The sequence below is a fragment of the Ruegeria meonggei genome, assembly GCF_900172215.1.
Classification (GTDB): Bacteria; Pseudomonadota; Alphaproteobacteria; order Rhodobacterales; family Rhodobacteraceae; genus Ruegeria; species Ruegeria meonggei.
The window spans coordinates 22615-38115 of record NZ_FWFP01000009.1; the positions used below are offsets into that span (position 1 = coordinate 22615).

Consider the following 15501-nt stretch of genomic DNA (forward strand, 5'->3'; position numbering starts at 1 on the left):
TTTTGGTTCTTTGGGTACAAAAGCAGGCGTGTTTATTAAGTACCGACCGGTAAGGAGGCACAGCAGATGGGTTTTCCCGGCACATGGATGACCGAAAGTGAAAGCATGGTGTACCGTGTTGTGCCGAAATGTGCCTGCTCGACCATCGGGCAGATCATGTATTATTCGGACCATGGACAGTTCTTCGAGGGTGACATTCACGACGCCAAGGACGGGATGCACAAATGGGCCTTTGACGGCAGTCAGGGCAAAATCTCGAACAATGTCCGTGATCATGCCTCTTTTACGTTTACCTGCGTACGCAACCCGTACACGCGGATCCTCAGTTCGTTCTTCGACAAGATTTGCGGCATTCAGCGCAACGGCAAACGCTATCGCGGCAATCTGGTACCAACACTGATCTATAATTATGGGATTGATGTGGGCGGGGACGATGGCAGGGGCGAATTCGACCAGATTGCCAGCTTTCGGCGGTTTTTGTTGTTTGCGCGCGATACGATCCGTTGGCGCAGGCCGATGGATCCCGACATTCACTGGTCGGCGATGTCAGGCCATGTGTCGACCTTCATTGTCAACGGTGGCCGGTATGATCGGATTTTCTGGACCGAGAAATTCAATGACGGGATGCAGGGCGTTCTGGACAGCCTTCAAACGCAGCACGCGGTCAACCTGACCGAGATTCCACGGTTCAACGAATCCGAAGGTCATGGCCCCAAACGCGCCCATCCGGTCGAGGATTATTTCGACGATCTGTCGATGCATCTTGTGTACGAAATCTACAAACAGGATTTTGAGCTGTTTAAATACGATTTCGAGAATCCGGGGAACAAGATGCCAATTGGCGAGATCGATCTGGACGAGGTCCAGGCCAAGCTCGGCGACTAAGACACACAACAGCCACTCCCGCCCATCCTCGCTGTCTCAAACGAGACATCTCCTATGGTTGGGCCCGGCGCCGCGCTTTGCGCGGCGCCGGGCCCAAGACCGAACGTGGCATCTGCGCAGCAGATGGTGCGTTTCGGGGGCGGGAGGGGCTGGGTATGATCAGACCTCGCGTACTGCCCCTTTTGCGGCGCTGGTTGTCAGCTTGGCATAGGCCTTGAGCGCAGTAGACACTTTGCGCTTGCGCGGTGCAGCGGGTACCCAGCCTTTTTCGTCTTGCTCTGCGCGGCGTGCCGCCAATTCTTCGTCAGATACGGCCAGATGGATCGAGCGGTTCGGGATGTCGATTTCGATCCGGTCACCCTGACGCACCAACCCGATCACACCGCCTTCGGCTGCTTCGGGTGAGACGTGGCCGATCGACAGGCCGGAGGTTCCACCTGAGAACCGTCCGTCCGTCAGCAAAGCGCAGGCTTTTCCCAGGCCTTTGGATTTCAGGTAAGACGTCGGGTACAGCATTTCCTGCATCCCCGGTCCGCCGCGCGGACCCTCATAGCGGATGACAACAACATCCCCCGCTGTGACCTTGCCCGTCAGGATGTCATTGACGGCCTGATCCTGGCTTTCGCAGACATAGGCTGATCCGGTGAAGGTCAGGCTGTTGGCATCGACGCCTGCGGTCTTCACGATACAGCCGTCGCGGGCGATATTGCCAAACAGCACGGCCAGACCACCATCCTGACTGAACGCGTGTTCCTTGGATCGGATCACGCCTCCTTCGCGGTCGGTGTCCAAGTCTTTGTACCGGTTCGACTGGCTGAATGCCTGCGTTGTCCGCACGCCGCCGGGCGCTGCTTTGAACAGGTCTTGCGCCTTGGGATTGTTCGCGACCTTGATGTCCCAGTTCGCAATCGCCTCGCCAATCGTCCCGGAATGTACGGTGCTGCATTCATTGTGAAACAGCCCCGCGCGGCTGAGTTCACCCAGGATCGAGAAGATGCCACCAGCACGGTGTACGTCTTCCATGTGAACATTCTCGGTATTGGGCGCGACCTTGCACAGGCAAGGCACTTTCCGGCTGAGGCGGTCCATATCGGTCATGGTGAAATCAACCTCACCCTCGTGGGCGATGGCCAGCAGGTGCAGTACCGTATTGGTGGACCCGCCCATGGCGATATCCAGGCTCATCGCGTTCTCAAACGCTTCAAACGTGGCGATCTCTCGTGGCAGAAAACCTTTTTCGTTCAGGTCGTAGTGGCGTTTGGTAATCTCGACGATCCGGCGACCGGCTTCAAGAAACAGCTCTTTCCGATCTGAATGCGTGGCCAGGGTTGAGCCGTTGCCCGGCAGTGCCAAACCCAGCGCCTCGGCCAGACAGTTCATCGAATTGGCAGTGAACATGCCTGAACACGAGCCACATGTCGGGCAGGCGTTTTCTTCGATATGCTGGACCTGCTCATCGGTGAACTTGTCGTCAGCGGCGGCAACCATGGCATCAACCAGGTCGATCTTTTTGGCATCCAGATCGGCGATGTCGATCTTGCCCGCCTCCATCGGCCCGCCCGAGACAAAGATGGCCGGAATGTTCAGGCGCATCGCGGCCATCAGCATGCCCGGCGTGATCTTGTCGCAGTTCGAGATGCAAACCATCGCATCAGCACAGTGCGCGTTGACCATGTATTCGACGCTGTCCGCGATCACCTCGCGCGAGGGCAGGGAATACAGCATCCCGTCATGGCCCATGGCAATGCCGTCATCCACCGCGATGGTGTTGAACTCTTTGGCGACACCGCCTGCGGCCTCGACCTCGCGGGCGACCATCTGGCCCAGATCCTTCAGGTGCACGTGGCCCGGCACGAACTGGGTGAACGAGTTGACGATGGCGATGATCGGCTTGCCGAAATCGTCGTCACCCATACCGGTGGCACGCCACAGGCCGCGGGCACCGGCCATGTTGCGGCCATGGGTTGAGGTTCTGGATCGGTACAATGGCATGATGCTGTTTCCCTTTTGCCTCGGGTTGCATATCTTCGGGTTTGTGCGTTATAGCGCACGTATCACATGTGCGCTATAACGCACAAGAGGATTCGCAAGGTGGGACCATGGCACCGGACGACATAACGCTGAAACTACGCGATGTGCGGGCGGCCTCGGGTCTCAGCCTGTCCAAAGTGGCTGAGATGACCGGCGTCAGCAAGGCCATGCTGGGCCAGATCGAACGGGGCGAATCCAGCCCGACCATTGCGACGCTATGGAAGATCGCCAAGGGATTTGAGTTGCCGCTGAGTGCATTGATCGGGTCAGGGGCACTGCGCGACGCGGCCACGCCGGATGTGTTTCGCACGGTGACCTTTCCCGGCAGCATTGAGGTCAAGATTGTCTTTCCCTTTGACCCCGCCCTGCGTGCTGAAACCTTCCATGTCGACCTTGCGCCCAGCCAAAGCCATGAATCTGCCGCCCATGCGGCCGGTGTGACCGAAGAGGTCTTTGTTCTGAACGGGACTCTGGACATTCTGCGTGACGGGGCCTGGGTGCCGTTGCAAGCCGGGCAGGGGCTGCGATTTGCTGCGGATTTGCCACATGGCTACCGGGCAGGGGATCAAGGCGCGGCATTTCTGAACATGCATCATTACGCGCAGACCGACACGCTGGCCGCGATTGGCAAAGTGTGACGTAACAAAAAGGGGCACGCCATGGCGGCTTTTATTGACAGTCTGACCCTGGCGGATGCGGTTGGCTCGTTCGGAGCCCTGATCGTTGTGGCGGCCTATTTCGCCACCCAGATGCGGATGATGAATTCGGATGATCTGGCCTTTCCGATTCTGAACCTCGGCGGGTCGATCCTGATCGTCTATTCCCTGCTTGAAAGCTTCAATCTGGCCTCGATGCTGATCGAGTCCTTCTGGATTCTGATCAGTCTGCTCGGTATCGTTCAGTTTTTCCGGCTTAGGCGCGCAGGTTAGGCGTCCAAGACCCCATCCAGTCTTGAACCTGTACCCAGCCACGTATAGGGAAAACCCAAGCGCGCTTAGGGGAGGCTTTGATGAAGGACGATCCGAAAACCCTCGTTTCCACTGAATGGCTTGCCGCCCATCTCAAGGATCCGGACCTGCGGGTTCTGGATGGGTCGTGGTACTTGCCACAGCACGGGCGCGACGCCAAGGCTGAATATGACGCAGGTCATATCCCCGGTGCGCGGTTCTTTGATATCGATGACATTGCCGATCACCGGTCGGACCTGCCGCATATGGCACCTCCGGTCGAGAAATTCATGTCGCGCCTGCGGGCGATGGGCGTGGGCGATGGCCATCAGGTTGTGGTCTATGACGGGTCGGGCTTGTCCTCGGCCGCGCGGGTCTGGTGGATGTTCCGCCTGATGGGACAGGACAACATCGCCGTGTTGGATGGTGGATTTCCGAAATGGCAGTCTGAGGGGCGCGAGGTCGAGGATCTGCCCCCCGTGATCCGTGATCGGCACATGACCGTGCGGGTTCAGAACCACCTTGTCCGCGATGTCACCCAGGTTTCCGCGGCTGCCAAACTGGGCGATCACGAAATCATCGACGCGCGCGCGGCGGGCCGGTTCGTAGGGACAGACCCCGAGCCGCGCGAAGGCCTGCGTTCGGGCCGCATCCCCGGATCCAGCAATGTGCCCTTTGGCACATTGCTGAACAAAAACCACACGATGAAATCGCCCGAGGAGTGCCGCGCCATTTTCGAGGCCGCAGGTGTCGATCTGTCGAAACCGGCGATCACCTCGTGTGGGTCGGGCGTGACTGCAGCGATCCTCAGCCTGGCGCTGGAGCGCATGGGCAAGAAAGATCATTCGCTATATGACGGCTCCTGGGCTGAATGGGGTGCCTTCCCAACCCTGCCCGTCGCTACCGGAGAGAACTGATGTTCGAAAACCTGAAACCGCAACCCGCCGACAAGATTCTGGCGCTGATGCAAGCGTACCGTGAAGATCCCCGCGATCAGAAGATCGATCTGGGTGTGGGTGTCTACAAGAATGCCGACGGGATCACCCCGGTCATGCGCGCGGTGAAAGCAGCCGAAAAGCGCATTTTGGAAGAGCAGCAGAGCAAGGCCTATACCGGTCTGGCCGGTGATCCGGCCTATGCGGATGCGATGATCGACCTGATCCTTGGCACATCCATTCCGCGCGGCAACATCGCCGCCGTGGCAACCCCCGGCGGCACCGGAGCCTGCCGTCAGGCGTTTGAGATGATCCGCATGGCCAACCCCTCGGCGCGTGTGTTTGTGTCGAACCCGACTTGGCCGAACCACCTGTCGATCCTGAACTATCTGGGGATGGAGACGGTCCAGTATCGGTACTTCGACGGCGAAACCCGCGGCGTTGATTTCGAGGGCATGATCGCCGATCTGAAAACCGCCAAAGCGGGCGACGTTGTGCTGTTGCATGGCTGTTGCCACAACCCAACAGGTGCCAACCTGAACCTGGTGCAGTGGCAAGAGGTCGTGAACATCATCAACGAACTTGGCCTGGTGGCGATGATCGACATTGCCTATCAGGGCTTTGGCGATGGTCTGGAAGAGGATGCGCAGGCGACCCGTTTGGTGGCCTCATCGGTCAAACGCTGTCTGATCGCGGCGTCCTGTTCCAAGAATTTCGGCGTTTACCGCGAACGCACCGGTCTACTGATGGCGATCAGTGATGATGCGGCGCAGACTGCCCTGAATCAGAGCACATTGGCGTTTTTGAACCGCCAGAACTATTCCTTCCCGCCCGATCACGGCGCACGCGTGGTGACTACGATTCTGACCGACCCCACCCTGCGGGCCGACTGGGAGGCTGAGCTGGAGGAGATCCGCCTGTCGATGCTGGGCTTGCGGCAACAGCTGGCTGATGAGCTCCAACGCCACAGCGGCTCGGACCGGTTCGGGTTTGTCGCGCAACATCGCGGCATGTTCTCGCGCCTTGGCGCAGCCCCGGAACTGGTAGAACAACTGCGCGCTGATCACGGCATCTATATGGTCGGCGACAGCCGTCTGAACATTGCCGGGCTGAATGCCAACACGGTTCCGATTCTGGCCAAGGCGATTGTCGACGTCGGAGTTTAAATCTGCGGAAAAAAAGAAACCCGGGCGAAACCGCCCGGGTTTTTTGTTGGTTTGGGTTGGATATCAGCCCTTTGAGAACTCTGGGTACGCTTCCATGCCCAGTTCAGCCATGTCCAGGCCGTTGATCTCATCCTCTTCGCTGACGCGAATGCCGACGGTGGCCTTCAGGATCGACCACAGGATCAAAGCGCCGACAAAGGTGAACAGACCGTAGGCGAGGATACCCAGCAGCTGCGTACCCAGGCTGGCTTCGCCGTAAAAAATCACGGCGACGGTGCCCCAGATCCCGGCGAACAGGTGAACCGGGATGGCACCAACCACGTCATCGATCTTGAACTTGTCTAGCATCGGAACCGCAAAGACCACGATGACACCGCCAACGGCACCGATCCACAGCGCGCCGAACAGGGTCGGGGCCAGCGGCTCCGCAGTGATCGACACCAGGCCGGCCAGCGCGCCGTTCAGCACCATGGTCAGGTCAGGTTTTTTGTACAGCAGCTGTGTCAGGATCAGGGCTGCCACTGCGCCTGCGGCTGCGGCCATGTTGGTGTTGGCAAAGATGCGCGACACGTCGGATACGTCACCCACGGTGCCCATCGCCAGCTGCGACCCGCCGTTGAAGCCGAACCACCCCAACCACAGGATGAATGTCCCCAAAGTGGCCAGCGCCAGGTTCGACCCGGGCATCGGATGAACCTTGCCGTCTTTGTACTTGCCAATCCGCGGACCCAGGATCAGGGCACCCGCCAGAGCCGCCCAGCCGCCAACCGAATGCACGATGGTCGAGCCGGCAAAATCCGAGAAACCAGCCTCGGACAACCAGCCGCCGCCCCACTGCCACGAGCCAGAGATCGGGTACATGACGCCGGTCAGAACAAGCACGAAGATCAGGAAGGGCCACAGCTTGATACGTTCAGCTACAGCACCCGATACGATCGACGCAGTTGCGGCCACAAACACCAGCTGGAAGAAGAAGTCCGAACCAACCGAAGCATAATCCAATGCCGCGGCGTCAGCACCCACGCCCACCGGATCCAGGACCGTGGTTTTGAAGAACGGTCCAACCCACCCCGCGATGGTCCAGCCGTCGCCGGGGTACATCAGGTTGAAGCCGATCAGCCAGTACATGATCGCGGCAAAGGAAAACAGCGCCACGTTCTTGATCATCTGCATGGCCACGTTTTTCGACCGCACCAGCCCGCCTTCGAGCATGGCAAAGCCGGCGGCCATGAAGAACACCAGGAACCCTGCCATCAGAAACAGCAGCGTGGTGAAGATGTATTGTGTGTGCAGCGCGGCTTCGCCGGTGGCGGCCTCCTGCGCTAGGCCCACCTGCGGCAGCGCGACGATCGCGGCGGCAGGGATGAGAGATTTCATCAGGTTCATTGTCAGTCCTCGAATAGTGTTGAGTGGGGGCGCTTACAGCGCCTCTTCGTTCGTTTCCCCGGTCCGCACGCGCAGGGCCTGCTCGACATCAAGGACGAAAATCTTGCCGTCGCCGATCTTGCCGGTCTTGGCGGATTTGGTGATGGTTTCTACGATCTGGTCGGCCATCGTGGCGGGCACCACGATCTCCAGTTTGATCTTGGGTACAAAGTTCACAGCGTATTCTGCGCCGCGATAAATCTCGGTGTGACCCGATTGCGAGCCGAAGCCCTTGATTTCGGTCACCATCATGCCGCGAACGCCCGCTTCGGTCAGTGCTTCGCGCACCTCCTCGAGCTTGAACGGCTTGATTGTCGCAATGATCAGTTTCACGTTAATCCCCTCTGCTTCCCCGGTCTGTCCGGTTTGTTTGCACCTGCAGAAAAAGAACGCGCCTGAACGCTGTTAGGAACGGTATTGCGGGTAAATCGCCGGGGAAAATACAGGCAAGGTGCACATTTTTTGCACAGAATCTGCTGTTTGATTAAATTATAGGCGTGTTGAGGAGGCTGCCTTCCGGAATTTCATACCTCTACTTCGCGGGTATGGCAGGGTATGGTGCCCCAAAACGATAACGGGCAGAGTTTGAGCATGACTGAGTCCAGGCGCCGCAAGGCTCCGCTTGTCGCGGACAAGAGATACCCGTCGAAAGGGCGCAAACCCACGGCGACCAAGCGGGCTGCAAAGCCCGCGGGCAAGAAAGCGACGGCGCGCAAGACGACGACGCGGCGCACCACCCGCAAGAAAACACGCAAGAAGTCCGGCGGCGGCGGCGGGTTCTTCCGCCGGTTGTTCCGTTGGGCCTGGCGGTTGATCTGGGGCGTGACCTGGCGTGTCGGAGCGATTGCGGCGCTGTTGCTGGCGCTGGCGGTCGGGATTGTCTACTCCTCGCTACCCGATGTGGACGCGTTGCTGGACGGTCGGGCGCGCGGGTCGGTGACCCTGTTGGATCGCGACGGCAAGGTCTTTGCCTGGCGCGGTGATCAGTTTGGCGGGGTAATTACTGCCGACACCGTCTCGCCCTATCTGAAGAACGCCGTTGTCGCGACCGAGGACAAGCGATTCTACCGTCACTTCGGTGTCAGCCCCCGGGGTGTCGCCAGCGCGGTGCGCATCAACCTGAGCGAGGGGCGCGGGCCGCTGTCAGGCCATGGCGGGTCGACCATCACCCAGCAGACGGCCAAGCTGTTGTGTTTGGGTGTGCCTTATGTGCCCAGCGAATGGGAGTCTGAGAAAGCCTACGAATCCGATTGCCGTCAGGGATCGCTGTGGCGCAAGGCCAAGGAAGCGGTCTATGCGATGGCGATGGAGGTCAAATACTCCAAGGATGAAGTTCTGACCATCTACCTGAATCGCGCCTTTCTGGGCTCTGGCGCTCGTGGGTTCGAAGCCGCCAGTCAGCGCTATTTCGGGATTTCAGCCGCAGAAGTGAACCCATCCCAGGCTGCGATGCTGGCTGGTTTGCTTGTTGCGCCCACGCGGTACGCGCCCACAAACAACCTGCAACGGTCGCAGGATCGGGCCCAACTGGTGATTGGGCTGATGGAGGCACAGGAGTACCTGACTGCCTCACAGGCCAGCAAGGCGCGCAGCAATCCGGCTCAGCTGTCCGAGGCCGCTGCAGCGCGCGCTGGCGGTTATTTCGCTGATTGGGTCATCACCGAGCTGCCCAGTTTCTTTGGCACCGACACCACCGATGATGTTGTGATCCGCACCACACTGGATCAGCGCTTGCAGAAATCGGCAGAAGAGGCGCTGAAATACATCTTTGAGGAAAAGGTGCGCGAAGGATCGAAAGCGCAGGCCGCGATTGTGGTAATGTCAGCAGACGGAGCCGTGCGGGCCATGGTCGGCGGGCGCAAGACGCGGGTGTCGGGGGCGTTTAACCGCGCCACACAGGCGCTGCGTCAGACCGGGTCATCCTTTAAGCCCTTCGTCTATGCCACGGCGCTGGAGCTGGGCTATTCGCCGCTGGATACGGTGATGGATGAGCCGACGTGTTGGAACATCGCTGGATCGGGCCAATGGTGCCCCAAGAACTACACGAATAAATACTATGGGCGCGTCTCACTGGCCGACGCGCTGAAGAATTCACTGAACATTCCGGCGGTGAAAGTGGCCGAAATCTCAGGGCTGGACAATGTCCGCACCGTTGCCAGCGAGTTTGGTATCGAAAGTAATTTGGCTGAAGGACCCGCACTGGCGCTGGGCGCGTCGGAAAGCACTTTGATCGAGATGACCGGGGCTTACGCCGGTATCCTGAACGGGGGCTCATCCGTTGAACCCTATGGCCTGTCCGAGCTGAAACTTTTGGGCGACAGCGCGCCCATGATGGTGACCACAACGGGCATCGGCGAACGGGTGATCAACGACAAAGCTGCCAAGCAACTGACCTGGATGATGGAGCGTGTAGTCTCTGAGGGTACTGGCGGGCGCGCCAAGCTGCCCGGATGGCAAGTGGCGGGCAAGACCGGCACGACGCAGGCCGCGCGGGATGCCTGGTTCATCGGGTTCACGGCGGATTACGTGACGGGTGTCTGGATGGGCTATGACGACAACACGCCCCTGTCGGGTGTGACCGGCGGGGGCCTGCCTGCGGAAATCTGGAGAGAGACGATGGTGCGCGTGACCGAGGGGATGACCCCGACACCGCTGCCAATGTTGGCCCCGGACCCACCGGTTCGGACAGCACAACCGCAACAACAGCGCCGTAAGGGCAAAGGCTTCGAAGATACGATAAACAATCTATTGAAGAATATCTTCGGAAACTGAGAAGCAAAAGAAAAAGGCGGCGCACTGGGCACCGCCTTTTTTTCGAATATGGACCTGGATCAGAGGCTTTCCTCCAAAGCGGCAAGAATAGCGTCGCCCATTTCGGTGGTGGAAACCGGCTGAACACCTTCGCCGGCCAGCAGGTCTCCGGTGCGGACACCATCGGCCAGAACTTTTTCAATCGCGGCTTCCAGACGACCAGCCTCGTCACCTTGATCAAAGCTATAGCGCAGCGCCATGGCAAAGCTGAGGATACAGGCGATCGGGTTGGCCTTGCCCTGACCCGCGATATCCGGGGCCGATCCATGGACCGGTTCGTACATCGCCTTAGGGCGGCCATTGGCCATCGGTGCGCCCAGAGACGCCGAGGGCAGCATGCCCAGCGAACCGGTCAACATCGCGGCACAGTCCGACAGGATATCGCCAAACAGGTTGTCGGTCACGATGACGTCGAATTGTTTGGGCGCGCGCACCAACTGCATCGCACCATTGTCGGCATACATGTGCGACAGCTCGACCTCGGGGTATTCCTTGGCCACACGGTCGACGACCTCGCGCCACAGGATGCCGGATTCCATCACGTTGGCCTTCTCCATCGAGCAGACCTTTTTGTTCCGGCGCATCGCCAGTTCAAAGGCCGAGCGCGCGGCGCGTTCGATCTCGGATTCGGTATAACGCTGGGTGTTGATGCCCACACGTTCATTGCCTTCTTCAAAAATTCCGCGGGGCTCGCCGAAATAGACGCCCGAGGTCAACTCGCGGACGATCATGATGTCGAGGCCAGCGACGATGTCTTTCTTTAGCGAAGAGAAGTCCGCCAGCGCGTCAAAGCACTGCGCCGGGCGCAGGTTGGAATACAGGTCCATCTCTTTGCGCAGGCGCAGCAAACCGCGTTCGGGCTTGAGGCTGAAGTCCAGATCGTCGTATTTCGGGCCGCCTACAGCGCCCAGCAATACCGCGTCTGCCTCTTGCGCCTTGGCCATGGTCTCGTCCGACAGCGGCTTGCCATGGGCGTCATACGCGGCACCGCCGACCAGATCCTCGCTCACGTCGAATTCCAGGTCTCGGTTCGCACCGAACCAAGTGATGATTCTGCGTACTTCGGCCATGACTTCGGGGCCAATTCCGTCTCCGGGCAGGATGAGGAGCGAGGGGTTGGACATGAAGGATCTCCTTGCGTTTCGTCGAAAAGGCCCTAGCGCCTGTGCTGCATCGGGTCAATGAGACGAACAGGCTTAAACGTCGGAACAGTGCGGGAAATCGGGTTTCTGTGCCCTGCAGGCCGCCTGCGGCGGTGATTACGCTTTCAGACCGGACCTTAGCCCCTCGGCCAGCAAGTCCCAGACGCGGCGGATTCGCGGTGTCTGGCGCATCGCCTGTGGCGCGGCCAGCCAAACCGGAAGCACGGGGATCTCAACGTCCAACGGCAGCACTTCGACCAGCGGATCAGCTTCGGCCACCTGCACCTGGCTGAACCCGATGCCGCATCCGGCGCGGATCAGCTCCCAATAGGCGCTTTGCAAATCGCAGCGGGTGGCAAAGCTGCCCCGGTTCGCGGGCCAGCCCTTTTCCTGCATTTTGGTGATGATCTGTTCATTGGCGTCGAACCCGACCAGATCGTGATCAAACAGATCTTCGGGTTTTTCAGGCCTGCCGACGCGGTCCAGATAGGATCGTGCGGCACAGAAACACAACGGTACGTCCCCCAGATAGCGCGAGATGAGGTCCACCTGTTCCGGTCGGTACATGCGCACGGCAATGTCGGCCTCGCGGTACAACAAGTTTTCGGTGGCATCCGTGGCGACCAGATCCAGCTGTATGGCGGGTTCTTCCACCCGGATATGCGCCAGGATCGCGGGCAACAGATGGTGCGAGGCAAAGACCGAGGCCGTGATGCGCACCGAGCCTTCCAGTTGTTGCGATTGACCGGCGGCGGTCAAACTGAACGTATTCATGGCCAGGTGCATCTGCTGGGCCATCGGCAACAATTGCGCGCCAACATCGCTCAGCTTGAGGCCGCGCGCATGGCGGTCGAACAGAGACACGCCAAGCTCGTCCTCAAGCGCATGGATCTGGCGGCCCAGCGTCGGCTGGCTGCGATCCAGTCGCCGCGCCGCCGCAGATAATGAGCCGGTTTCAGCCACGGCCAGAAAGCTCTGAATCAGCGACCAGTCAGAATGGGTGAGAGATTTGTCCATTCAAAAATGAATACACGTTCTGTGCTTTTCGGCAATTCCCTGAATGAACTGAATGGCCCAAACTGAAGGGGAAACAGGAGGTGACCATGACAAAGACCGTTCTTATCTTGGGCGCGACTGGCCGGTTCGGTCGCAATGCAGCCGAGGCATTCCGCGTTGCAGGCTGGTCGGTGCGCAGCTTTGATCGACAGACTCAGGACTTGCGACAGCAGGCCGATGGCGTCGACGTGATCGTGAATGCTTGGAACCCACCCTATCCGGACTGGGCCCGCCTTGTGCCCAGGCTGCATGGCGAGGTTATTGCGGTGGCCGCAGACACCGGAGCGACGGTGATTATTCCCGGAAACGTCTATGTGTTTGGGGCGCAGATGCCGGGTTCCTGGTCAGGTGCCACGCCGCACATGGCCCAAAACCCTTTGGGGCGGATTCGAATTGAGATGGAGGAGGCCTATCGCAAATCTTCGGTCAGAACGATCATTCTGAGGGCCGGGGACTTTATTGATACCACGGCGTCGGGCAATTGGTTCGATATGGTTCTGACCAAAGGTCTTGCCCGCGGCGAACTGGTTTATCCGGGTCGGCCTGATGTTTCCCACGCCTGGGCATACCTGCCGGATCTTGCCCGTGCAGCTGTGGCGCTGTCCGAGCAGCGGGGCAGCCTGCCGCGGTTTTGCGACGTGCCCTATACGGGCTACACCCTGACTGGATCCGAGCTGGCACAGGCCCTGTCGCGCGTGACCGGTGACACCGTGCGGCTAAAGCAGATGCGCTGGTGGCCCCTTTGGCTGGCCCGCCCGTTCTGGCGCATGGCGCCGTTTCTGCTGGAAATGCGGTATCTTTGGAACCTGCCACACAGCCTGGATGGGACGTTCTTTGATCAGTTGGTCGCAGGGTTTGAGCCCACGGAACCGGATGTCGCGCTGCGTCATGCGATACCTGACCCAACCGCGCGGCCGTCGGCGCTGGCGCAGGCCTGACAACTGCTATGGCGCGGCGATATCGACCCAGATCAATCGGTGCCGGCTGGCCGTTTCGGCGGCCTCCCGCAGTGGTGTGCCGTCTGCGGGCCAGAACACGCCAGACCCCGTCACGCGCAGATCGGCTGAGGGCAGGATGTAATCGACACGCAATTGCCCCACGGCTTTCCATTCTACCGTGGTCAGTGCCCCCGAAGGGTCACTGGGCTGTGGGTCCTGCAAGCGGCGATCAGCCAATAGGCCGTGTATCGCCTCTTTGCGGCCCTCGCCCAGTGTGGGATCCTGATTGGCGTCTCCGGCGACCACAAAGGCCCCTTCGGGCCTGCGCCCCAACTCACCGTTCAGCAGCACGGACCACAGTCGGATTTCGTCGCGGTTGCGCAATCCGTTGCGATCCTCTGGCCCGTCAAAGACCGGCGGCGCGGCGTGAAACGTCATCAGCTCCAGCGGTCCAATCGGAGTGTTCACCGGCACGACCCAATGGGCCATCGAAGACAGGCGCTGAATTTCTTGCGCCGCCTCCGAAGGAAAGGGCCCGGCCTCGGTCTGCGGCAATTGCGCCCCGGGCAGGTCGCGCCACAGCAAGTCGGTAAAATCCTGCGCCGTGTCTGTGTCGATGGCAAACCGCGACAAGACTGCAAGCCCACCCTGCCCGGTGAAACGCCCCCAGCCTTGCGCGTCGGCGGGGCCAGCCGTGCGTCCATCCCCATTCAGATCGAAGTGTGTTTCTCGCCCCGCATTTGGTTGGGGCGCAAAATGATAGGGGTAATCCAACCCTGCAGAGCGCAATTCGTCTGCCAGCGCGCTGAGGGCCTGGCCCTGCAAATCCCAGTCGATGCCCTGAAGGGTCACGATATCCGGCTGTGTCGCGACCAGCACATCCACCACCGCTTGCACCTGCGGATCGCCGCGTTGGATATCGCGCAGCAGCAGCCCTGGACCTTTGCGACCAAGCTCGGTGTTGTACGTGGCTATGCGCACCGTTTCTGCCTGCGCCATCATCGGCAGCAGCAGCAGAATAAGGGTGCGGATCATGCGGCCTGTGTGGACTCGGCTGTGGAATAGGCGCGGCGCTTTTCGACGATCAGGCCCGCGATGCGCAACGTTGCCATGCCGCGCATGATCATGCTGGCTGGCAGGAAGGCCCAGGCGCTCATTGTCCAGATCAGGGTCTGAGGGTTGCTCAGCGAGATCGGATTGGCAAAATCGGTCAGCATTTTGATCAGAGCCGGGATCAGGAATGGCAGCAATACCCCGATCGAGATGTTCAGACGTCCGTCGCGCTGCAAGCGGGTGACCACGTCACCGCCTTTGGTCGGGTCGAACAGCGGCAGATTGGTCCAGACGTTGAATGCGCCGTTACCGGTGGGCCAGCCTTTCAGCTTCACGGCATAGGCAAAGCTGCCGATGGTGACCAACGCGGCCACGTAGGCGACACTTGCGGATATGCGAACCAGCTCGAGCAGGGGCGGGCTCGCATCCGCGGGCAGCATCAGGACGATCAGGCGCACGGGCGAATAAGGGAAGTCGACGACGTTGGCGACACCCAGACCGATTGCATAGGCAGAGGTGGTCAAATCAGTCGGCGCATAGGCATTTTTGCAGATCAGCGTCAGAAAAGTGACCATCGACATCAGGCCGACGAAACGCAGGCGGTTCACCGGCGGTGCGTCCCGGAATTCGATAAAGCTGGGAAAGGCCGAGTTGTATTCGGCAAAGGTCAGAAAAAAGGCCAGAATCGCGAGAAAGACAACAATCTCGGTGCCATTCGTTGACGATACGGGCAAGTACAACGCGGGGGTCAGCACCATGAGCGCGACCAATATTCCCCGAATTGCCGCCCCTGTTGTGCGTGCAATCACTATCCGAACCCTTTCACACTGGATTAGTCGATTCTTCGCCGACTTCATTCCAACTTGTGCCTGCCGTGTTCCGTCACAGCAGATGCCAAATCTCACCAACGTTTTTGTCTGGTGGGTGCCTGTCTCCACCAACATTGACGATAAGCGGCATTTCGCTCAAGCCGAGGTGCAGATAACATGTCATTTCGGGCAAAATGATGGCGCAACTGGTGCGCGATTGCATCATTTTTGACGCAAACGCGACGTGTGTATCGAATTGAGACCTAGATGTTGTGGCGGACTTGATTTCAACCCCAAGAATGC

15 protein-coding genes are annotated in these 15501 nt (G+C 59.7%); 8 read left to right on the top strand and 7 right to left on the bottom strand.

Annotated elements, in window-relative coordinates; genetic code table 11:
- The first annotated feature begins 66 nt into the window (after positions 1-66).
- Positions 67-885 (top strand): sulfotransferase family protein, encoded by an 819-nt coding sequence (locus RUM8411_RS14910; RefSeq protein ID WP_085823515.1) that lies wholly within the window; start codon positions 67-69, stop codon positions 883-885.
- Positions 886-1044: 159 nt separating this feature from the next.
- Here RUM8411_RS14910 and ilvD read toward each other — a convergent pair whose 3' ends face one another.
- Complete coding sequence (gene ilvD, locus RUM8411_RS14915; RefSeq protein ID WP_085823516.1) at positions 1045-2877, bottom strand: dihydroxy-acid dehydratase; 1833 nt, start codon at positions 2875-2877, stop codon at positions 1045-1047.
- A gap of 107 nt (positions 2878-2984) precedes the next feature.
- Here ilvD and RUM8411_RS14920 point away from each other — a divergent pair, with 107 nt between their 5' ends.
- From RUM8411_RS14920 to RUM8411_RS14935, 4 genes are all read left to right on the top strand, one after another.
- Positions 2985-3554 (top strand): helix-turn-helix domain-containing protein, encoded by a 570-nt coding sequence (locus tag RUM8411_RS14920; RefSeq protein ID WP_085823517.1) that lies wholly within the window; start codon positions 2985-2987, stop codon positions 3552-3554.
- Between the two features lie 21 nt (positions 3555-3575).
- Positions 3576-3845, top strand: a complete 270-nt coding sequence (locus tag RUM8411_RS14925) for a CBU_0592 family membrane protein (protein WP_085823518.1) — start codon at positions 3576-3578, stop codon at positions 3843-3845.
- Between the two features lie 80 nt (positions 3846-3925).
- Positions 3926-4780: a 3-mercaptopyruvate sulfurtransferase gene (gene sseA, locus RUM8411_RS14930; RefSeq protein ID WP_085823519.1), complete on the top strand. Its 855-nt coding sequence runs from the start codon at positions 3926-3928 to the stop codon at positions 4778-4780.
- Positions 4780-5964 (top strand): amino acid aminotransferase, encoded by a 1185-nt coding sequence (locus tag RUM8411_RS14935; RefSeq protein WP_085823520.1) that lies wholly within the window; start codon positions 4780-4782, stop codon positions 5962-5964. The genes sseA and RUM8411_RS14935 overlap by 1 nt, the downstream gene beginning before the upstream one ends.
- Positions 5965-6027: 63 nt before the next feature.
- Here the strand turns inward: RUM8411_RS14935 and RUM8411_RS14940 are convergent, their stop codons facing one another.
- Both RUM8411_RS14940 and RUM8411_RS14945 read right to left on the bottom strand, forming a co-directional pair.
- Entirely contained in the window at positions 6028-7350 is a 1323-nt protein-coding gene (locus RUM8411_RS14940; protein WP_085823521.1) for an ammonium transporter AmtB, read from the bottom strand.
- A gap of 33 nt (positions 7351-7383) precedes the next feature.
- Positions 7384-7722: a P-II family nitrogen regulator gene (locus tag RUM8411_RS14945; RefSeq protein WP_085823522.1), complete on the bottom strand. Its 339-nt coding sequence runs from the start codon at positions 7720-7722 to the stop codon at positions 7384-7386.
- A gap of 258 nt (positions 7723-7980) precedes the next feature.
- Between RUM8411_RS14945 and RUM8411_RS14950 the strand changes: the two genes are divergently transcribed.
- Entirely contained in the window at positions 7981-10161 is a 2181-nt protein-coding gene (locus RUM8411_RS14950; RefSeq protein WP_085823523.1) for a transglycosylase domain-containing protein, read from the top strand.
- A gap of 59 nt (positions 10162-10220) precedes the next feature.
- On the opposite strand, the gene leuB is transcribed toward RUM8411_RS14950, so the two are convergent.
- Complete coding sequence (gene leuB / locus RUM8411_RS14955; RefSeq protein ID WP_085823524.1) at positions 10221-11324, bottom strand: 3-isopropylmalate dehydrogenase; 1104 nt, start codon at positions 11322-11324, stop codon at positions 10221-10223.
- 135 nt (positions 11325-11459) lie between these two features.
- Positions 11460-12359 carry a LysR family transcriptional regulator gene (locus RUM8411_RS14960; RefSeq protein ID WP_085823525.1) on the bottom strand — a complete coding sequence of 300 codons (900 nt, stop codon included), beginning with the start codon at positions 12357-12359 and terminating at the stop codon, positions 11460-11462.
- Between the two features lie 86 nt (positions 12360-12445).
- Between RUM8411_RS14960 and RUM8411_RS14965 the strand changes: the two genes are divergently transcribed.
- Positions 12446-13336, top strand: a complete 891-nt coding sequence (locus tag RUM8411_RS14965) for a Rossmann-fold NAD(P)-binding domain-containing protein (RefSeq protein ID WP_085823526.1) — start codon at positions 12446-12448, stop codon at positions 13334-13336.
- Positions 13337-13342: 6 nt separating this feature from the next.
- Here the strand turns inward: RUM8411_RS14965 and RUM8411_RS14970 are convergent, their stop codons facing one another.
- Both RUM8411_RS14970 and RUM8411_RS14975 read right to left on the bottom strand, forming a co-directional pair.
- Positions 13343-14371: an endonuclease/exonuclease/phosphatase family protein gene (locus tag RUM8411_RS14970; RefSeq protein WP_085823527.1), complete on the bottom strand. Its 1029-nt coding sequence runs from the start codon at positions 14369-14371 to the stop codon at positions 13343-13345.
- Positions 14368-15147, bottom strand: a complete 780-nt coding sequence (locus tag RUM8411_RS14975) for a hypothetical protein (RefSeq protein ID WP_234995250.1) — start codon at positions 15145-15147, stop codon at positions 14368-14370. The genes RUM8411_RS14970 and RUM8411_RS14975 overlap by 4 nt, the downstream gene beginning before the upstream one ends.
- Here RUM8411_RS14975 and RUM8411_RS22855 point away from each other — a divergent pair.
- Complete coding sequence (locus tag RUM8411_RS22855) at positions 15146-15430, top strand: hypothetical protein (RefSeq protein WP_200818593.1); 285 nt, start codon at positions 15146-15148, stop codon at positions 15428-15430. The genes RUM8411_RS14975 and RUM8411_RS22855 overlap by 2 nt on opposite strands.
- The last annotated feature ends 71 nt before the right edge of the window (positions 15431-15501 follow it).